Annotated in this window: 20 protein-coding genes; 12 read left to right on the forward strand and 8 right to left on the reverse strand. The window is 46.5% G+C overall.

What is annotated here, in order from left to right:
- Positions 1 to 32 precede the first annotated feature (32 nt).
- Both BWM17_RS05830 and BWM17_RS05835 read left to right on the forward strand, forming a co-directional pair.
- A complete protein-coding gene (locus tag BWM17_RS05830; RefSeq protein WP_309493005.1) occupies positions 33 to 1,151 on the forward strand; it encodes a glycosyltransferase family 4 protein in 1,119 nt (372 codons plus the stop codon).
- 19 nt (positions 1,152 to 1,170) lie between these two features.
- The gene (locus BWM17_RS05835) at positions 1,171 to 2,013 is read left to right on the forward strand and encodes a glycosyltransferase family 2 protein (RefSeq protein ID WP_309493006.1); all 843 of its coding nucleotides are present in this window, start codon (positions 1,171 to 1,173) and stop codon (positions 2,011 to 2,013) included.
- A gap of 28 nt (positions 2,014 to 2,041) precedes the next feature.
- On the opposite strand, the gene BWM17_RS05840 is transcribed toward BWM17_RS05835, so the two are convergent.
- Positions 2,042 to 2,761 (reverse strand): class I SAM-dependent methyltransferase, encoded by a 720-nt coding sequence (locus BWM17_RS05840; RefSeq protein WP_309493007.1) that lies wholly within the window; start codon positions 2,759 to 2,761, stop codon positions 2,042 to 2,044.
- A 248-nt stretch (positions 2,762 to 3,009) separates the two neighbouring features.
- Between BWM17_RS05840 and BWM17_RS05845 the strand changes: the two genes are divergently transcribed.
- Positions 3,010 to 4,104 (forward strand): glycosyltransferase family 4 protein, encoded by a 1,095-nt coding sequence (locus tag BWM17_RS05845; protein ID WP_309493008.1) that lies wholly within the window; start codon positions 3,010 to 3,012, stop codon positions 4,102 to 4,104.
- Between the two features lie 16 nt (positions 4,105 to 4,120).
- Here the strand turns inward: BWM17_RS05845 and BWM17_RS05850 are convergent, their stop codons facing one another.
- Positions 4,121 to 4,489 (reverse strand): hypothetical protein, encoded by a 369-nt coding sequence (locus tag BWM17_RS05850; RefSeq protein ID WP_309493009.1) that lies wholly within the window; start codon positions 4,487 to 4,489, stop codon positions 4,121 to 4,123.
- A gap of 415 nt (positions 4,490 to 4,904) precedes the next feature.
- On the opposite strand from BWM17_RS05850, the gene BWM17_RS05855 reads away from it, so the two are divergent.
- The 5 genes from BWM17_RS05855 to BWM17_RS05875 are packed head-to-tail and all read left to right on the forward strand — an operon-like array spanning position 4,905 to position 9,414.
- On the forward strand, positions 4,905 to 5,633 hold the full coding sequence (locus BWM17_RS05855; protein WP_309493010.1) for an RAD55 family ATPase: 729 nt from the start codon (positions 4,905 to 4,907) through the stop codon (positions 5,631 to 5,633).
- Positions 5,634 to 5,681: 48 nt separating this feature from the next.
- The gene (locus BWM17_RS05860) at positions 5,682 to 5,978 is read left to right on the forward strand and encodes a hypothetical protein (RefSeq protein ID WP_309493011.1); all 297 of its coding nucleotides are present in this window, start codon (positions 5,682 to 5,684) and stop codon (positions 5,976 to 5,978) included.
- The gene (locus BWM17_RS05865) at positions 5,975 to 7,534 is read left to right on the forward strand and encodes a type II/IV secretion system ATPase subunit (protein WP_309493735.1); all 1,560 of its coding nucleotides are present in this window, start codon (positions 5,975 to 5,977) and stop codon (positions 7,532 to 7,534) included. The genes BWM17_RS05860 and BWM17_RS05865 overlap by 4 nt, the downstream gene beginning before the upstream one ends.
- Entirely contained in the window at positions 7,531 to 8,499 is a 969-nt protein-coding gene (locus BWM17_RS05870; RefSeq protein WP_309493012.1) for a type II secretion system F family protein, read from the forward strand. The genes BWM17_RS05865 and BWM17_RS05870 overlap by 4 nt, the downstream gene beginning before the upstream one ends.
- 6 nt (positions 8,500 to 8,505) lie before the next feature.
- The gene (locus tag BWM17_RS05875; RefSeq protein WP_309493013.1) at positions 8,506 to 9,414 is read left to right on the forward strand and encodes a type II secretion system F family protein; all 909 of its coding nucleotides are present in this window, start codon (positions 8,506 to 8,508) and stop codon (positions 9,412 to 9,414) included.
- 148 nt (positions 9,415 to 9,562) lie between these two features.
- On the opposite strand, the gene BWM17_RS05880 is transcribed toward BWM17_RS05875, so the two are convergent.
- The 5 genes from BWM17_RS05880 to BWM17_RS05900 all read right to left on the reverse strand — a co-directional run bounded on the left by BWM17_RS05880 (position 9,563) and on the right by BWM17_RS05900 (position 15,122).
- Complete coding sequence (locus BWM17_RS05880) at positions 9,563 to 11,188, reverse strand: hypothetical protein (protein ID WP_309493014.1); 1,626 nt, start codon at positions 11,186 to 11,188, stop codon at positions 9,563 to 9,565.
- A gap of 58 nt (positions 11,189 to 11,246) precedes the next feature.
- Entirely contained in the window at positions 11,247 to 11,699 is a 453-nt protein-coding gene (locus BWM17_RS05885; RefSeq protein WP_309493015.1) for a hypothetical protein, read from the reverse strand.
- Positions 11,700 to 11,726: 27 nt separating this feature from the next.
- Complete coding sequence (locus tag BWM17_RS05890; protein ID WP_309493016.1) at positions 11,727 to 12,203, reverse strand: hypothetical protein; 477 nt, start codon at positions 12,201 to 12,203, stop codon at positions 11,727 to 11,729.
- 43 nt (positions 12,204 to 12,246) lie between these two features.
- The gene (locus BWM17_RS05895; RefSeq protein ID WP_309493017.1) at positions 12,247 to 13,917 is read right to left on the reverse strand and encodes a vWA domain-containing protein; all 1,671 of its coding nucleotides are present in this window, start codon (positions 13,915 to 13,917) and stop codon (positions 12,247 to 12,249) included.
- 65 nt (positions 13,918 to 13,982) lie between these two features.
- On the reverse strand, positions 13,983 to 15,122 hold the full coding sequence (locus tag BWM17_RS05900; protein ID WP_309493018.1) for a MoxR family ATPase: 1,140 nt from the start codon (positions 15,120 to 15,122) through the stop codon (positions 13,983 to 13,985).
- 460 nt (positions 15,123 to 15,582) lie between these two features.
- Between BWM17_RS05900 and BWM17_RS05905 the strand changes: the two genes are divergently transcribed.
- The 4 genes from BWM17_RS05905 to BWM17_RS05920 all read left to right on the forward strand — a co-directional run bounded on the left by BWM17_RS05905 (position 15,583) and on the right by BWM17_RS05920 (position 17,760).
- Entirely contained in the window at positions 15,583 to 16,221 is a 639-nt protein-coding gene (locus BWM17_RS05905; protein ID WP_309493019.1) for an archaellin/type IV pilin N-terminal domain-containing protein, read from the forward strand.
- Between the two features lie 42 nt (positions 16,222 to 16,263).
- Positions 16,264 to 16,881, forward strand: coding sequence for an archaellin/type IV pilin N-terminal domain-containing protein (locus BWM17_RS05910; RefSeq protein ID WP_309493020.1), 618 nt, complete (start codon positions 16,264 to 16,266; stop codon positions 16,879 to 16,881).
- 259 nt (positions 16,882 to 17,140) lie between these two features.
- Positions 17,141 to 17,353: an AbrB/MazE/SpoVT family DNA-binding domain-containing protein gene (locus BWM17_RS05915; protein WP_309493736.1), complete on the forward strand. Its 213-nt coding sequence runs from the start codon at positions 17,141 to 17,143 to the stop codon at positions 17,351 to 17,353.
- Entirely contained in the window at positions 17,350 to 17,760 is a 411-nt protein-coding gene (locus tag BWM17_RS05920; protein ID WP_309493021.1) for a type II toxin-antitoxin system VapC family toxin, read from the forward strand. Before BWM17_RS05915 ends, BWM17_RS05920 begins: the two co-directional genes overlap by 4 nt.
- A 17-nt stretch (positions 17,761 to 17,777) precedes the next feature.
- On the opposite strand, the gene BWM17_RS05925 is transcribed toward BWM17_RS05920, so the two are convergent.
- The gene (locus tag BWM17_RS05925) at positions 17,778 to 18,749 is read right to left on the reverse strand and encodes a hypothetical protein (protein WP_309493022.1); all 972 of its coding nucleotides are present in this window, start codon (positions 18,747 to 18,749) and stop codon (positions 17,778 to 17,780) included.
- Between the last annotated feature and the right edge of the window lie 167 nt (positions 18,750 to 18,916).

Here is an 18,916-nt window from a genome sequence, read left to right on the forward strand (position 1 = left end):
CTTGAATTGACGAATCTACAAGGTAATAAAATTTGAGGGTTCTTCTACTGGGTCGATATACGGCTTGGGACAATAGGGCTTTTGGTGGCGACATTCACGCCCAGAAATTGGCGGATAATTTAGGGGCCTTAGGATGTAAGGTCGATTTCTGTAATGCCTCAAACTTCTCTGGCAGAGAAAGCATCAACTTCTTAAAGGTTGAATATTGCCGATTTAGGAATACACCATATTATCCATTGTTAAAACTTGATAACGTGGTTGAATACGATGTGGTTCACGGCTTCTCCACCACCGGCTACATTTTTAGAATTATTAATAAATTTCGTTCTTCCTCGTCTTTGAGCCGTCCTTTGATGGTTCAATCTCAGCTTGTTTCAAGATTGGCTGCTTTAGGAGTCAAACATCCAGCTGAACTCTTACTCAGGCTCAAGCCCTTTAGGTTTTTAGCTTGGCGGATGGAGAGAGATGCATGCAGGCATGCCGACGTGGTTGTAGTGACCTCTCAGGCCGTGAAGGAATGTATCGTCAAAGAATTCGATTTGCCTAACAGTAAGGTTCAGGTAATTCCAAGAGGGGTAGACGTGGAGCACTTTAAGCCTACACGGCTTCCTGAAGATAAGGTTATTCTGACGGTGTGCAGACTTGAAATAGAAAAAGGAATCCAACATCTCATCGAATCGGTTAAGTATCTTCATAAATCCCATAAAGATATCAGTCTTCATATCGTAGGAAGCGGAAAGGATGAGCGTCGGTTGAAAGAAATGGCTAAAGGTTGTTCCTATGTGCGGTTTTTAGGTAAAGTTCCTCATCAAGACATGCCTAAAATTTACGCAAGTTGCAGAGTTTTCGTATTGCCCTCTCTCTTTGAACCATTCGGTGCAGTGTTGCTGGAGGCTATGGCCTCTGCTAGGCCGGTGATAGCTGTCAATACAGGTGGACCTAGAGATATCGTGACCCCGGACTGCGGTGTACTGGTCAATTTTGGTGATGTAGATCAATTAGCGGCCGCTGTTGACAATCTTCTCCACGACAGGAAGAAGGCGGAGAGAATGGGGCTTATGGGAAGAGATAGAGTTCAAAAAGAATACACTTGGGAAAAAGAGGCGGAAAAATATTTGAGACTGTATCGAGGAGAAACAGCCAAGCTCTAAACTGTTGGAGGCGATGCAATTGAAGTTTGACATAGTGATGTGGGCGAAAAATGGTGCATGGTCCTTGCCTCGGGTATTCAGCCGCATTAATGAAGTTATACCTCTCAGCTCTGTTAACCAGCGGATATACGTTGATGATCACAGCATAGATGATAGCGTGGAAATAGCCAAGTCATTCGGTTGGAGTGTCTACAAAAACGAAGGTGCCGGTCTCAGTGACGGCGCCAACACAGCCCTAAAACATGTTGAAACTCCTTACTTCATATCGTTTGAACGAGACATAGTTCTAGCTGAAGATTGGTGGGAGAAAATACCGCCTCAAGTTCTAGGTAAGCATAAAGTCCTTGCTGCACAAGGGATACGTCTCCCAGATCATCCTATTCTGAGAAAGCTCCAAGAATATCGGACGGAGAGGATGATTAAAACTGGACGTTCCACCCAATCTCTAGATAACACCATGTTCAACACCACCCTTCTCCGTGGTCTAGGCGGTTTCCCTAAGATAAAAAAGGCAGCAGCCGGCGTCGATAGCATTCTGGTTCAGAAAGCTTTAAGAGCGGGCTATGAATGGAAAACCGACTTCAGCGTCATGTCTCTACATTTGAGAAAGGGGGTATGCCAAGAGCTTCGGCATTATTACAGATATGGCGTTTACTCTAACATAGTAAAAAAATATGATAAGTCAATTAATATGCTGCGTTTTCTCAAAATGTTATTTTTCTCGCCCATTAGGGGATTTGATATTGCTGTAAAGAAACGGTGCATCTGGCTTTGGCCCCTGTATCTCACAATCAGACTCTACGCCTTTTTGGGTTATCTCCACGGATATTTTTCTCTTTCACATGAAGAGAACGATGTTTGACCGATGTCATGTTCATAAAGCAATTTTACTAAGCCGTCCGTCGACAGACTAGTACAGAATTTGATATGTCTTCACATATTTTTCTTTTCAAGATTTTACTATAAAATGTTCTGGCAAAAGGAAAATCCACGCGTAGGACCTTAATGGAGAAGAAACTTTCAATCACGCTAAAGCCATTCTCCTCCATCAAACTGAGGATTTCTTTGGGCGAAAATGACCTTAGATGCTTTTTATCCGCGATGAAGGCTACCCTGATCCTTCTCAAGACAAAGAATTTACGTCTAATTTTACTCCAAAATTCACTTTTATAGGGTACCGGGACGGTCAAGACCAGTAACCCATCCGGCTTCAATACCCTTTTCATCTCGCTCAGAATCGCCGAAGGGTTTATCACGTGCTCCAAAACCTGCGAGCAAAGAATCAGGTTGACGCTAGAATTTTTTAAAGGGAGGGTCTCACCTACCCCATGGATGTAATCTGTTTTATCGTTTTTTCCCGCTTTTCTCAGAAGCGGGAGAGAAATGTCGAGACCGATGAGGAAGTTAAAAAGGTCTCTAAATAATTTCAAATAACAACCTTCAGCGCATCCCACATCCAGTAAGATATCTCCCTCAGCGAACTTATGGACAACCTCTAACACTTTTTCTCTTCTTCTGAGATGTCCCTCTGCCTCGTAGAGTTTATTTTGCCCTTCCATACTTTGATATTCTTTGTAATATTTTCTCGGAATAATGCCCTTAGTAACCATATTCTATGCGCCTAATTTCATATTCAGGTAGCTGTCCACGTCAATACAACTGCTTGTCGATGATAAAAAGTCTCCTCTCAGTTTTTAGAAAATAATCTCTGTAGCCATTATAGCTTAGGATTTTAATAATCCATAGCATTATATAGGTTGAATTAAGGCTGAGGGCTTAAAGGGGAAGCTATAAGGGGTAGAGGTCCCGCGCTTTGAAGATTTGTATTTTCTCCCCTCAATCTCGTTTAGCCTCGCAGATGAAGGAATTCGCCATAAGATTTGTTAGCATGAATCATGAGGTACACGCAATTATAGCTTCCTCTTCCTATGGGCGAAAACATAGAAGGCGTGAAATTGATGGAAGCGGCATTGTCTATCATGTTATGCCGGTTATACCCGTCTCTAAGTTGTTATATCCTTCCTATGTAATTTTAGCTACGATAAGAGGATTACTCGTGAGAAATAGTGTTACTATCTCTCATGAGGTCTACACAGGTTTGATAGGGGTAATCCTTCGTTTCTTAACCGGCAGAAAGTCTGTCCTCTATGTGGTTGACGCTCAGACAGACCTGAAAATAGAGCGGGGTATGTGGCGTAATTCGCTGCTCCTAAAGCTTGGTAGGTGGCTGGAGCGTTTCGTAGTCAGTCACTCAGACGTATCCATAGCCATTGATCAGTCTTTGATCCCCTACCTAAAACAACTAGGCGCAAAAAGGGTTGAAGTTGTTACCTACGGGATTAAACTGGACCTGTTCAATAAATGTGATGGCAAAGAAATCGTGAAGAAACACTGTCTCCCCGAGGGGAAGGTTGTAGGTTATGTCGGCGGAATGGAGCCCCATCATGGAGTACAATATCTGGTCGAAGCTATTCCTTATGTTATAAAAGAAATACCTGACGTCAAATTCCTTATAGTAGGTAACGGTCTTCTGAGGCCTTGGCTAGAAGAAAAGGCGGGAAAACATGGTGTCTTTCCAGGGCATGTACCATACCATGAGGTACCAAAATATCTTGCCGCCTCAGATATTCTCGTGGTCCCCGCAGCACCTCGCTCCAAATACGTGTCTGTGTTGACCACCAAGATTTTTGACTACCTTGGCTCTGGCAAGGCTATCATTGCAACAGATGTGGGCGGAATTAAACAGACCTTAGGCGATGTTACTTTAGTTGTGCCACCAAGAGACCCTAAAGCATTGGCAAATGCCATTCTACATCTGATAAAAGACAGAGAATCACGCCGGAAGATGGGTTTGGAGGCGAAGAAAATCATCAACATCAGATTCAACTATGATAAACTTGCAAAAAGATTCGTCAAAATCTTGGAAGATGCAGGCAGGGATTGTGAGTCATGAACCTTCTTCACTTAATTTAGTCGCTTTCCGCCCATTTTTTCATTAGCTTAATGGCTTCAGCATTTTTTCCATCCGCCAACAAAATGATGGCCTTTGCCAGGTCGCGGTAGTAGGGATTCGCTTTAGCCATAATTGTGTGGTTTATGGGGACTGCGCCTCGTTTAACATCTGTCCACCCGATGATGGTGGCAAGAGGGATGTAAATTACAAAAAAAACTATCATAAAAACAATCAAATGTGAAAAGAGTTTTTGGAGGGTTGGAATATATTCTATTAGAAGGCGGTACTGTATCACAATAAAGTTTAGAAAGGTGATGGCGAAGATCAGGTAAACGCTGTGCCCCCTCCTAAAATAAGTCCAATATCTTAGTAGCCTTCTTCTCAATCCTTAACTCCTCCCTGTTTTTGTCAGTAAAGTTATTGTTGTTCTTGAGCACTTTTAATCAGCCTTAAAGAGAGGATATAAACTTTTTGAAAAGTAGGTTCAGCCTTCTTCTTGAATTTTCTGTCCTATTTGAACTTATTAGTTTAAAAATCTAGGCTTCAGCTGACTTATTTTGCGGACCTTTTCGGATCTTTCTCTAACATTTTTCCATATTTCTCCAAAGTCAAGTCTCTGCTTTTCTATTCGAAATTTCTTTAAGTACTTATGCATGTGTTATAAGTGAACTTATAACTGCGAAACAAATAAACCATTAATTTGGGATGTGCCGTGTTTTTATGGGAGAGGGAAAATATCTTTAAAAGTTGCTGTTTAGGCGTGATGGTGTTCAAGTCATAGAAGAGGCAGATTTACGCGTATGGCTGAACTCATAAAGACGGGTGTGGAGGGTTTAGACGATGTCCTCGGGGGAGGTCTACCAGATAAGAGCCTAGTCCTCGTCCTCGGCGAGACTGGCTCTCATTATGATACCTTCGTTCGTCAGATTTTCTACAACCACGTTCTTGAGGGAGGGAAGGTCGCCTATTACATTGTTGAAACTTCCAGCTCCGATGTCTTAGAGGATATGTCCGTCTACAATTGGGACCTTACCGAGTTTATGGAGAAAGGATCGTGGGTCTTTGTCAACGCACTCTCTCCAGACTTACAGGAGCTTTCAGAGCTATCTCCCAGTAAAACCCCTGAAGTTAAGCTTCTCCTGAGTCAGACCTTAACAACACTGAAAAGGGATTTTTTAGCTAGGGTTAAGGAAGGAAGGTGGACAGCGTTGCATATCTCCCATCTCATCTTACGCTACGACTTCAGAGATGTGATGGATACGGTGCTGTACATGCGGATGGTGGTCCGTCACCATTCAGGCTTACATTTTATACTGCTGCCTAGGGGGGTTCATGAGGAGCAGAAGATTCAGGCTCTCAAACATTTAGCGGATGGAGTATTCGAATTCGGTATGCAGGAAAGAGGCAGAGAATATGAAGGAGTGTTTACCATCACTAAGTTGAGGAAAGTTCTCCATAAAACGAAAACTCACTCCTTTATGATTTCAAACAGGGGACTCTACATTGAGAGAGCGGAGCGGATAGTCTAGTCCTATTTGACATTGCAAAGATATCTCTTTAATGCGAAGGCGAATTTTTTGAAGCCCTTTTTTATACATCACAGGAGAAAAAAGCTGACTTACTCGGCGTCGAAAGGACATTTTGATGGAGAAAAGGTTAAGTACTGTGGAAGAGACTTGAGAACTCAAAGAAAGGGAATAATCCTTTCCATTCAAATTGAAAACAGCTTTAATCCTTTAGGCGCCCAAGACAAAGAGGCGTCTGTTAAGGTTCCGGCGATGGGTGGAAACATAGATCCTGGGAGCTGTCTTCAGATGGATGTTCAAGCATGGGTTGGCAACTCTGGTTTTCAAGAGGGGGTTGCTTGGTTGTGAAACTGATAGGGCGGGGTAAACCGAAGTCTGAAACCGGAAAGACGGGAGCTAAACCGGAGATTCTCACACCAAAACTTCCAGAGAAAATTATAGACATTCATCCTGTGCTACCCCCGTATGCTCATGTGGCAATTACCCGTGATGAGATGGGACGGCATCGGTATGTTGTCATAGAGCCAGTCCTCAACGAGTCTGAGTCCCGGATCATGGAGAGATTGAGAGAAATACTTGTTGAGGAATTGGAAGTTGCCACAGAAGAGCTGGGCAGTCACGAGAGAAGGGAAGCCTTCCTCAAAGAAAAAATTCAAAGTATTATTAAAAGGTACAAGATTAAACTCAGCCCGGAAGCCGTGGATAAACTCACCTACTATTTAATTCGAGATTTCGTTTATCTCAGCAAGATCGAGCCTCTCATGCGGGATCACATGATAGAAGACATTTCTTGCGATGGACCCAAGATTCCCATCTACGTATGGCATAGAGAATACGAGTCCATGCCAACCAACGTGGTCTTTGAGTCGGCTGAAGAGCTTGACAGGTTTGTTGTGAGATTATCCTACTTGGCCGGACGTCATATTTCCGTCGCTCAACCTATTGTTGACGGTTCGCTGCCGGATGGTAGCAGGCTTAATGCAACCTTCGGCTCGGAGGTTACAAAAAAAGGAAGCAGTTTCACCATCCGCAAGTTCAGAGCAGACCCGTTGACCATCACGGATCTCATCGCCTTCAACACCATCTCCGCGGAAATCGGAGCCTATTTCTGGTTTCTAGTCGAGAACAAGGCCTCTATTTTAGTCTCTGGAGGTGTGGCTTCCGGTAAGACGACGTTCCTCAACTGCCTTGCCATGTTCATCCGACCGGAGCTTAAGATAGTCACCATTGAAGACACAGCGGAGCTTAACATTCCCCAAGAAAACCTAATTCAGGCTCTTACCCGTTCAGGTTTCGGTCCTGCGGGGGAGACGGCTGAGATCAGCCTCTTCGACCTGTTGAAGAATGCGATGAGGCAAAGACCCGACTACATCATAGTAGGGGAGATCCGTGGAGAGGAAGCTTACACGCTTTTCCAAGCCGTGACCACCGGCCATGGGGGTTTAAGTAGCATACATGGAGATTCCGTTCAATCCGTCATTTACCGTTTAGAATCTGAGCCTATGAAGATTCCGAGGAATTTCATCGCCAGCTTGAATGCTGTAACAATTTTAGGCAAGGTTCAAGTTGGTGAACGGTCTGTCAGACGTATGTTAAACTGCACTGAGTTGGTGGGCATAGACCCTTCAACCAAGCATCTTCTAACCAACCTAATCTACGAGTGGAAACCAGACGATGACTCCTTTGCCTTCGAAGGAAGAAGCAACTTTATCAGTAAAGTCATGGCCGCCAAAAACATGACGGAAGCTGATATTAGGGAGGATCTGAAAATGAGAACCCAAATCCTCAAATGGATGGTGGCCAGCAACATCAGACGCTATATAGATGTAGCTCAAGTTATCAGGCAGTTCTACGTCGACCCTCAACGTCTTTATGCAAAAGCCAGATACGGTCTTGAGGCATGAGTCCTTCTAGGAAAGAAGGCAAGTCTGAAAAGGTTAAGCAAGTCAAAGGCAAAGGTGGAATGTCCGCGGGAGTTTTGGAGAAACCTTGGTATGCTTCTTACGGTTTTTTGGCATCAAAGATCGATCCTCTGCTCCCCCACCTTAAAGGGTTGAGGAGTAAGTTCATCAAAGCCGGTCTTCCGGTGGATTTCAGGGCCTATGTGAGTTTTCTCATTTTCGCAACCATCATGTCTTTTGCGGTAACCTTGGGGATTACTTTGAGCATAAATATTTTCTTCCTTAAAACCCAAATAATCTATTTTCTCGGTGTTTCGTTTCCTTTTCTATCGCTCCCTCTCATAATAGCCGGCTTCTCGGCGGCGACAACGTTTCTTTCGATCTATCTCTACCCCAGCTTTGTGGTGGGTGTTGAGAAGAGAAAGATTGAGAATTCTCTCCTCTACGCTGTAAGCTACATGTCCATCTTAGCCACAGCCGGCTTGTCGCCTGAAAGGATCTTTAGAGCTCTCGCAGCCAAACCTGAAATTCGGGGAATCTGCACCCAAGCCAGGTTGATCATCAGAGACGTAGACATTTTTGGGGTTGATTTTCTTTCAGCTTTGCACAGTGCCATTGAGCGCGCCCCCTCCAAGCTGTACGCGGATGTTCTTGAAGGGTTTGTAGCCCTCATTTATTCAGGAGGAGATCTGTCTGAGTATCTGAGGACTAGGACGGATGAGCTGACAAAGCGCCAAGCTGACATCATCCGCATGTTCGTTGGGAGGCTTGGGATGCTGGCCGAGTCCGCTGTAGCTATCATAGCTGTCTTTCCTCTGATATTCATCGTCAGCTTCAGCACAGCTTCCCTTCTCCCAGGGGGGTTTCTAACTCAGCCGATCTTTGTATACAGTGTGGTTTACTTGATGCTGCCCTTTATCTCTATTCTGTTCTTAGCGATTCTGAGAACGGGAGCTCCTCAGGTGTAATCTGTCGTGATCGAGAAAAGGGATATAAAAATCGGCTGGGCAGTCTCCTGCGGCGTAGGGTTCGCCATAATCTTTCTTGCTTTGCTGGGCCCCTATTTCTTCGGGCTTCCGGAATTTTTAGGTCTCTTCAAACTGCTGGGAATACCGTATTTTCTTCCGTCATATCTCGGTGTTCTGTGGGTAGATAAACTCATGGTTATCTCCGTAGTCATAATGATTCTCCCTCCAGGGGTTCTCCACCATCTCCATTGGCGGTGGAAGAAGGCGGTGGACAGAAATGTGCCTAACTTTCTCAGGGATATAGCGAACGCTCAATATACAGGGATGACCTTCATTCGAGCTCTGGAATATACGGCGAAAAGAGACTACGGCCCCCTTTCTGAGCATCTCAGGTGGGCTTTGGCTAAGATATCTTGGGGCGTACCCTATGAGGAGGCTCTGCAAGCTATGGCTGAGCGTTTGGACACGCCTCTGGTGCGGAGGGCTGTGATGCTCATCATCGAATCCGGGCGTACCGGGGGAGATATCTTAGAGATCATGGAGTCGATAGCGAAGCACATTCGAAACGTTGAAGACTTGGAGAGGGAGCGGTTGACCAGCATGAGGCCTAACATCTACATAATCTACCTCGGCTTCGCAGTCATGCTGCTGACCGTGGTGTTAGTTTACACCACTTTCATCCTCCGGCTGCTCACTGGGGAGCTGGCGGGAAGCATCGGGGCCATACGGGCTCAGGAGTCCCCTCTCACCCCGTTGGAATACCTTAGGATATACTTCCATACAGCAGTGGTAGTGGCTTTTTTCGGAGGCCTCATGGCCGGGCAGATGGGGGAGGGCGGCTTAACCAACGGGTTGAAGCACTCTGTCATCATGTTGATCGCAACTCTCCTCACTTTCACTTTCTTCATGGCTTAAGGCAAGCTTGAAGAATAGTGGGAAGAATTAAACACTCAATAAGCTTTTTCACGTGATCATCCAATAACCGAGTTCTGAATTTTTAATTCTCTACATAAAAGAGAAACATTAAGGAAGAGAGCTTGTTTTTCAGTATTTGTCTATAAATTTAAACGACATCTACATCGCCGAAATCTAGGATTCTGACAAAGAGGGCGCCGTTGGAATCGTATCCTTCTAAATGAACTATCAATCTATAGGTGCCACTAGGGGGATATGACCCCTGATCCCCTGTTCTGCTTGGAATGGTTGTTGGAGCGCTAAATTTGAGGTAAAGAGAATCTCCGGGAGCTATTATTCTGGAATCTTGATCACTGTTTATGGGTGTAGTGAGGGTTGGGTCGCTGGTTTCAGCCCAGTCTGTTATAATGCCTGCATATGTTGTATTGTCCTGCGTGCTGCGTAATATAATTCGCGAGAGATGATTCACCACAATGGACGCATTGCTAGGATTCGAAATTCTGACTAAAATGGGTTCTCCAGACTCAACATCTATGGACGTTGGAAAGAGCGGATCCGGGATAGGGGTTTGAAGATGACTATCCCTTGATGAGGAATCGAAATAAATGGTGAGGTCTCTTCCGCTCTGGTAGATGATGGACAGTCTGAGCCTCTCCTGAGTACTCATATTCACCTCAGGCTCTGTTGTGGTGTACGTCCAAAGCGTTATAGCCTCTGAACGTGGAAACCCAACCGTAAAATCGTCTATGGTAGTAACGACAGTTGATCCGTTTTGAGAAACCACTTCGTAGATTATTCTAACCGTCGTAGCCGGCCCGGAACCCGGACGCTTATAGTAAATCGACAGGTTCCAATCGCCGGCCGGAATTGTCCTCGTGTTGGTGTCGTTGACCGTATAGAATTTTATATCAGGATTAACAACAGACACAGCTGTACCTGTAGGTAGCAAGGGATCCATTATTCGGCCGTCCAGAACACTCTGATCATGAAAATACAGCCGGCCTTCGGTGTCCACTGCCGCTGAGCCGGCTGTTTCGACGTTTAAGGCTGCTTCGCTCTGTTCGGCAAAAGCCACTATTCCAACTTCGGTTGTAGCTGTTACGAAGTTTCCCTGAGGAGCCCCTACGAAAGATGCGTTGAATGTTATGGTTGTGCTTTCTCCTGGAGCTTGAAACTTATACCTGAAGACCGCGGTGCTGTCCTTAGGCAGAAGGCTGATGCTTGCCGGCGTAGGTCCCTCCAAAAGCGTGGCCCCGTCTGTGAACGATAAAGTTGGTTGCAGGTTGTATACGAAATTGGCAGATGTGTCATTGTTGGTGTAGATTAAAACCACATTTATCTGCTCGTCGGTAGGAACAAAACCAGGGGCCACAATACCGAGATGCATCTTCACTTCAGGAACTAAATTGTAGCTTGCAATATTCCCTCTTTCCGTTACAACACGTATCGCGTAGTCCTTCCCAAAGGTCAAAGTGACCTTGGTGGTGTTGCTGAGGGATTCTCCTGGCTCTAGGTAGAGCGGTGGATTTGTGAAATTGTAGCTATAGTGCATATTATCCGTTTGGTTGATTATCCACAACCTTATGGGGTGGACGGTTACCGTCCCTCGGTTAGTCATGTTGATGACGAGTTTTCCTTCCTCATTCAGGTAAGCGCTGGTTATTACAAGTTTTTCATGAAGTCTGTTTATGTCAAATTCACTTGCAGCCTGCACAGCCGAATGGTATTCGTTAATCTTGTAGGTGAAATAGTATATGGTGCTGACGGAAGCCATTAAAAGTACGAGAAAGAAAATTATACCTAAGACGGTTGCCTGACCTTTTCGTCTCATTTTACACTTTCCATGTACTTCGGTGAACATTCCCCAGCTCACTGAACACCTCAACTACGTAAACCCCCCCTTCGGTCCACCCCTCAGGGAAAGGGCTGTCTACGGCGATACTCACCCATTGGTCTATCCCGATGGTTACCTCCTCAAATGGAGATATATCCGTCCCATTGAAAGAGATAGCTATTATCGTAACAGGGACCCCCCCAACGTTGCCCACTGAAACAATAGCATTCGTGGAGGAGTTAAACCAAACATCATCCACCACGAATCTTTCCCGGATTTTCACCTTACTTACGTCGGTGAAAGTTCCAATGGAAACTTGGCTTTCAACGAGCATCGACAGCCCAGCCTGAACAATGATGATTCCCACTGTTGCCACCACACCTATCATGAGGATTACAGTGACAACAGTGCCAGCCGCTTTCCTCTCACGGACCCAACCCTTCCAAGGCATGGAGCCATCTATCCTTGTTCGAGGCTTTCAAAGCTTTCGACGTTTTTCCACACTTGCTAGGCTTTCCTTGATGGCTTGGAGGGCTTCCAGATGTTTCTCATGAAGCTTTCTGCGTCTCGATATCTCTTCCCTCAATATAGGCATGACAACGTTGAAGAGGCGTATGGTTGCCTCCGGGTGGTATTCCCTCAAATCTTGGAAAGAGATCTCCCCCTCTTCTTCTCCTTCCTTTTTACCTTTTCTCTTAATCACCACTATACCTGAATGGTCTAGTACGGCTGATTCGATTTCTTTTCCCTTAATCTTTGGCAGTTCACCATAAGCTGAGGGCGGAATCTCGACCTTGTCCAGTTCGGCATTAGACATGACAACCCGTAGCAAGTCAATGATGTCCGATTTTAATTTATAGATCATCTGCTTGGTCGTGTGGACTTGTTCAATGTCCTCCACCACCGTCTTCATGTGGCCTAGAAGCGCCTCAAATTCAGCTTCATACGTAGCCATAGAGTCTACCTTCTAAACCTGTGTGAATTATCTTCCTCCTAAGTTACTTATTAAAATATTCGTTAAGAGCGCCTTCAACCAACGATTCTCCAAGGCTGACTTCATGCACGGTGGCAAAAGAGGCGATGGCACGGCCGCTTTCGTGCAGATATTCAACCTTGTCCCCTACGAGGAAAAGGTAGATCTTCCCGTATCTGGCTAGGATTTCTAGTAGTCCTTGAGCGGTCTCGCCGTCCCACACTCCTCCATCGGTGAAGATGTAGGTGCTCTGGTAGCCTCTCTCCTCAGCGGATCTGATGGCCGTCACCAAAGCTGGAGTGATGTTGGTGTAACCCTGAGGCTCAAGGCTGATGACCAAGTCTTCTATGGTATCGTAGTCCTTGGAGTGCATCTTCACGAGATCGAAGTTCACACCCGTGCTGAAAGGTATGAATGTAATGCTATCGGAGCCAAATCGGCAGGCTTCAACCAGGCAGAAGACAGCCTCCCTTATGCTGTCTATCTTGTTGTCTATCGCCGTCGACCCGGAAACGTCCATGAGAATGCAAATGTCGGCGAATTCTCTCCGCTGCCACCACTCCCAGCGTTTCATGGCGAAGATTCCGGGAATGAACATGCCGTAAACCCTGTAGGTGTCTGGTATGGACAGTGCTTTGATGTGGTCGCCGATCCTCCAAGCTCCCATGGGCGGCGGTGTATAGTGCTTTCTAAACCCTCGAAGCTCATGGGCTACTTCGATGAACACGTTACTGAGGTAGAGCTTTGTCGTCATCCTGAGAAGATGGGATTTTTCCCTTCCAGTGAGTTTGATGTATCTTCCCTTCATCGAGTCGAGAACCTCTTGGAAATGTCTTGTATATTTTATCCTATCCTCCACCGTCGCCTTTACGCCTTCCTTCTCCAGTTCATGAATGTATTCAGAGACCAGCCTCTCTATCAACTCCGCAGTGTCTAAAACCATTCTACTGGGTTGGAGGATTGATTTTCGCAGATAGCCGATTTGGCTCTTGATGTAGTCGTCGAATTTCTTTCTTTCTTCCTCAAACTCCAGCGACGAACTCAAGCAGAGGTGTACGTCTTCCCAGAAGGATCTAAGCTTAGTGGGCGTTGCGCCCATGGACAGCAGCGACCGTAGCAGTTTTTCCATCTCATCCGAGGATATTGCGAAGGAGGGGGTGGATTCTGAAATGGAGCCGTAGACCAAAAATTCTCGGGGAGCTTCCTTCGGCTGGGAAAGCATCTCCTTCGGTAGCAAGTCCAGCAGAAGCCTGAGGCGGGTTGCGGGATCAAGGGGTCTTTCAAACACTACCTCTCTAACCTCTGCTGCTATGCCGCCGATTTTATAGCTACCCCCCATGAGAGACTTGGAGGCCTTGAAAAAAAGCTCTGCCAAAGGGTTTTTGGAAGCCTTTAAGCCTTCAAGCCTGTATCTGAAAAACTTCGAATAGAGAGCGGGTTCCTCCGCCAACAAAGTTTTATCAGCCAAAGCATTGGAAAAGAGGCCTACTAGGGTTCTCTGATTTTGCACGCCGGAGTCCCAAGCTAGGTAGATCCAGCTCATGAGTCTTTCCAAAGTTCCAGGATAGGATGCTCTCAGTTCAACCTCTGAAAGCAACCAGCCTTGGAGGATGTCTTCCGGATGTTGAAGGTCTTTTTTGAGGACGGTGATAGTGTCCCAGGGGGTAGGGTCTGGAATTTCCTCAGCTATATTCAAGCGTAAGCGAACGTTTTTCTTAAGAGTTATGCGTTTAAAAAAACCCTCCAGTTCATGGTCGGGCTTTATGGCAGTCTAACCTCCCAGCCTTTTTCCCCGGATTCAACCCACTCGTAGAGGTCGGCGACGGCGAGGCATTTCGTTTTCAATTCAGCCAGCTTTTCTTTTGCAGCTTCATCCCCCTTCATCGCCGGCTCCAAGAGGCTTAAGGCTTCATTCCAGAGGTTTTCCTTAAGAGCTACAGCCTCTTTCACCCTGTGAAGCACCCATTCAGCTTCGTTGGCGTACTTGGTGAAGACGCTTTGCTTCAGCTCAAGGCGGTGGGGCAGCGTATACTGCATAGCCCAGAGGACGTCGTCGAAGGAAATGGTGTCCCTGCCCTCGATCCAAGCATGAGCCTTAGAAAGCCTGATGGACGAATCTATCCACCGATGGGCTATGGGCCGGTCCATTTCGGAGCATATTTCCCCCATGTAGGGGCAGCCTCCGCAGGACATCCTGTATCGGGCGGAGGTTATGGACCTGTCGGTTTTTATACACTTTCTCAGCAGGGCGGCTACCAGTGTGGTTTTGAGGAAAACTTCGTTGGGTACGCCTACCTTTTCCACGTCCCGCCATATTTCCGTCATCTGCTCCGTCGTCAAAACGGGTTCAGCTAAGGTTCTGAGGTCATCTACATGTCGCTTATGGTACTTGGTGAGTAGAAGTTTGTGGGTTTCTTTAACTCCGAGAAGCTTTACATTGAGGAAGAAATCTATTCTGTCCATCAAGGCTCTGACCAGGCCTACGGTGCCGATGTCGTGAGGATTCATGTCCAAAAAGCAGATGTAGTCGGGGCTGCGGGCGTGAACGTCAGCGAAGATGACACTTTTCTCGGAGAGCAGTTCGAGGAGGGAGTTTTGACACTGGGTGTTGAGGCGTTGGATTTCGTTGATGAACTTGAAGGGGGCGGTGACGAGGCTTCGGGGTGTCACAGCCCCGATTTTGGACTGGATGAACTTCTGGATGTCCAAGGCCCAGAGGATGTCGAAGGTTGTCAGTTCTTGGTGGCATCGGACGATGCCTAGGTCTCCGCCGTAGAACATCTTGGCTGCGATTTCGATGAAGGTTGTCTTTCCGGTGCCGTAGCCTCCGGACAGCAGGGTTTTGGCGTCCCTGCAGATGAGGCAGCAGGCGAGGAAGTTTCTAGAGTCTTCATCCGTCATGAAGAGGGAGAAGATGCTTTCAATCCCCTTCAGATACCTGTCTCGGTGGATGAAGGCGGGTTTAGGTGAGGGTTTAACCTCTTCGACGGCTGCCAGTTTGGTTTCCAGTTTTTACAAACCTCTTTTTAAATTTACGGTGGCTAATTTTCTTTTTATTTGGCGGAATTCTTAAGGATATCGGTTTATGCTCTTGCTGTTGTTTGTCTTCAGCGGGCTGGTATTTTTGTGGGGTATAGTAAAGCATATTAATATGTTCATGTACATAATTATAATAAATCCCAACGGACGGCCTGTAAAATGACCTTTCATGTGTATAACGGGTTTTCTGTTTTCCAATCTATTTTCACAAGTATGTCTATAAATTCTGCTCGAAGCTGGAAAGACAGGCTGAGCCGAGGCAATAAAGAGGCGAAAATAATATATTAACCAACGAGGGATATTAAAAGGAGAGGAATATCGCATGAGAGGACATTTTTCAAACAAAACGCTGAAGAAATGGCTTAAACAGAAAAAAGCGGTATCCCCCATCATCGCTACCCTGCTGATGATCGTCATATCCGTGGTGGCTGGTGTCATGATCTACGGTTGGATCTCCGGTTTCATATCTACGGGTGTTCCCTCCGTACCCACAGCATACATAGTCACAATCTCCTCGGTTACTGTTTCTGATGTTGATACTTCTTCAGCTACTACGCATAATTCGACGGTTCTTAAAGTAAAGATCAGCAATCCTGGGGCGAAGGATGTTTCTGTCACTGCTGCTAACTTCATCGTAACCAATTCTTCCGGCTATGTCTACGACTACAATGGCACGGGCGGCAGCTTGCATGTGCTGGTGTACCAGGTGAGTAGCTCTTCTATAACTGCCACAGCTCAGAACCTAACTACTCAAGTAGGTCTTACCGGTGCAGCGAACACTGTTACATTGACCGGTGGAACCACGACGACCCTATATATCGAGCTTCTAGGACATGAGTCTGGGGCGGATACTGGGGCCTTGGACAAAGGAGACACCTACATCCTCAACACCCAAGACGCAACAACCTACGACGGCATATCGGTTACCTCAGCCGAATACACCTTCAAAGCCAACAAATAAATTGAAAACATCAATAACTCTACGGCTGGAGATCAGGTAAGATTGAAATGGCCTAAGTGTCTCAGAAATAGAAAGGCTGTATCTCCGATTATCGGCGTCTTACTGATGATTGTCATCGCAGTCGTTGCCGGTGTCATGATCTATAGCTGGGTCACTGGTTTCATATCTACAGGCATCCCCTCCCCGCCCAAAGCATACACCATTAGTATCGACATGGTTACTGTTTCTGATGTTGATACTTCTTCAGCTACTACGCATAATTCGACGGTTCTTAAAGTAAAGATCAGCAATCCTGGGGCGAAGGATGTTTCTGTCACTGCTGCTAACTTCATCGTAACCAATTCTTCCGGCTATGTCTACGACTACAATGGCACGGGCGGCAGCTTGCATGTGCTGGTGTACCAGGTGAGTAGCTCTTCTATAACTGCCACAGCTCAGAACCTAACTACTCAAGTAGGTCTTACCGGTGCAGCGAACACTGTTACATTGACCGGTGGAACCACGACGACCCTATATATCGAGCTTCTAGGACATGAGTCTGGGGCGGATACTGGGGCCTTGGACAAAGGAGACACCTACATCCTCAACACCCAAGACGCAACAACCTACGACGGCATATCGGTTACCTCAGCCGAATACACCTTCAGGGCTAACAAATAAGCAACTTAAATTTTTTACATCTCTTCGGTTATTTTGTTAATTTTTTCTTTACAGTAGCTTTCAGTTTGGTTTCGGCTTCACTGTTTTCGGTCTCTGACTGTCAGCTGGAAGGTTTTTGGGATTAAGGCTTGGGAGTGCTATGAGGACGCTGGAAATCCAGCCGAGGTCCTAGACCTTGGCAGATAGGGTGAGAATCGGATGGTTTCAGCAAAGGTTATATCCCACTCTAATTATCCCACTTATAGGTGGGATTTTGGAAGTGGAACTTAAAGACAAAGGAAGAGTCACCATCCCGTCGGAGATAAGGAAAGCCTTGGCCTTGGAGGAGGGAGATCGTCTTTTCATCGAGCTTGGTGAAGGCGTGATCAAGCTAAGGCCCAAGAAAATCGTCACCGCCGAAGAGATAAAGGGTATAGCCAAAATCAAGAAGGTGAAGCTTGAGGAGGTTGAACTTTCTCTAGCGGGTGAATGACGGTGAGGTTCATCGACTCCAACATCTTCATCTACCATCTAGCAGGTGATGAACGGTATGGCGAAACCGCCAGTAGGATTGTCTATAGAATAAGTAAAGGGGAAAAGGCAGCGGCATCCACCCTAATTTTTTCACAGGTCTTGGCATATCTCCGATGGAAGAACAGAGCTTCCATCATCCCCAAATTCATAGACTTTCTGAGGTCCTTACCGACGATTCAAAAGGTTGAAACCAATTTCGACGACCTTATCTTAGCTCGGAAGCTACAGGAAAAAGCCGGGGTGGACTGGAAAGCATGGGACGACCTAATCGTAGCCGCCCAAATGTTAAGAATGGGGGTGACGGAGATATATTCCAACGACAAGGACTTCGACGCCATCCCCAACGTAAAAAGAATATTCTTCTAGAAAGCTAAGCATCCAGTTTAGGCTTTTTGCAGTATTGTCTTCAGCTTTGTCACAGCTTCTTCGCTGTCTCCCGCCTCTATGACCGTGATCTTGTACATGGCTGCCAGCTGGGAGGCAGTATGACTCAGTCGGGGTAGCGCTATGAGGACGCTGGAAATCCGGCCGAGGTCGTAGACCTTGGCGAACATGGTGATGATGGGTTGCTCGCCCACGGTTTCTTTCTCTTGAACGATTTCGACAACGAGTTTTTCGTTTTCTCCCCTGACAGCTAGGATGTCGAATCTGTGGTCTACCCCCGAACTGCCTTTAACGATCCCCGGACTCTCCACCTTGTAGTTGGAGGATTCGAGGAAAGAGCGGACAGAGGAAATAACCCCCACAACTTTCCTCACCTCCGCTGTTCCTCCCAAAGTGTAGGAGTAGCATTCTTTCAGCTCCGCATCCCTTATCGTAAACTGGCGTCCGCAGCTCCTACACTGATGAGGGGAGTAGGGTTCATCGAATTTTCTTTTACACGCGTGGCAAACAAACCATATGCCCACCTTTCTTGAATCCTTGCCCGCGGGGTCTAAGGGCGTTTTACATTTAGGGCATACGAGTTTCCCCTCCGTCCGATAACGGTCCTCGGTGTCGATGTGGCCGCATTTGAAGTGTTCCAGCAAAATCTTCTTCTCTATGTCGTAGGACTTGCAGCGGGGGCAAAGGGCTAGGGTTCCCACGTTGGGCGAATGGCAGTGGGGACAAGTGGGGTGCTTGCCAAAAAGCTTCCTGGCCAAAAGCCCTTCTGCGGTTAGCTTCTCTAGAAGGCTTGAAACTTCCTCGGAGTCCCCTAGGACTTCCTCCACTTCTGGATACCTACACCCTTTAACAGGGTCGAAGACAGGCCTCAGTTCAGGGTATTTTCCGGAAAGCAGCTCCACCAAAAGCTTTCTAGGGTCCTCTGGAAGTTTAGCCTTTTCTTCAGGGGTGATCTTGCTACCGGCTGACAACCTTAGGGCGCCTTTACGTTAATTATCTAGTCAATACGGCTTATATTTGGTTATCCCGCAGGAGGGCTGGGATGCACTGTCTAACCTCTCATTTCAGCTATTTAAATCTCAAGTTCTTATCCCCAAACAGCTGGAGAATCCGGTGGAAACCAGAAAACCTTAATCCT

It is taken from the genome of Candidatus Hecatella orcuttiae (assembly GCF_002009985.1).
GTDB lineage: Archaea > Thermoproteota > Bathyarchaeia > Hecatellales > Hecatellaceae > Hecatella > Hecatella orcuttiae.

Coding starts and splice junctions, on each gene's coding strand:
- BWM17_RS05840 (WP_309493007.1), bottom strand. CDS start 2,761: ATGGTTACTAAGGGCATTATTCCGAGAAAATATTACAAAGAATATCAA.
- BWM17_RS05845 (WP_309493008.1), top strand. CDS start 3,010: ATGAAGGAATTCGCCATAAGATTTGTTAGCATGAATCATGAGGTACAC.
- BWM17_RS05855 (WP_309493010.1), top strand. CDS start 4,905: ATGGCTGAACTCATAAAGACGGGTGTGGAGGGTTTAGACGATGTCCTC.
- BWM17_RS05870 (WP_309493012.1), top strand. CDS start 7,531: ATGAGTCCTTCTAGGAAAGAAGGCAAGTCTGAAAAGGTTAAGCAAGTC.
- BWM17_RS05880 (WP_309493014.1), bottom strand. CDS start 11,188: ATGGCTTCCGTCAGCACCATATACTATTTCACCTACAAGATTAACGAA.
- BWM17_RS05885 (WP_309493015.1), bottom strand. CDS start 11,699: ATGCCTTGGAAGGGTTGGGTCCGTGAGAGGAAAGCGGCTGGCACTGTT.
- BWM17_RS05890 (WP_309493016.1), bottom strand. CDS start 12,203: ATGGCTACGTATGAAGCTGAATTTGAGGCGCTTCTAGGCCACATGAAG.
- BWM17_RS05900 (WP_309493018.1), bottom strand. CDS start 15,122: ATGACGGATGAAGACTCTAGAAACTTCCTCGCCTGCTGCCTCATCTGC.
- BWM17_RS05905 (WP_309493019.1), top strand. CDS start 15,583: ATGAGAGGACATTTTTCAAACAAAACGCTGAAGAAATGGCTTAAACAG.
- BWM17_RS05920 (WP_309493021.1), top strand. CDS start 17,350: ATGACGGTGAGGTTCATCGACTCCAACATCTTCATCTACCATCTAGCA.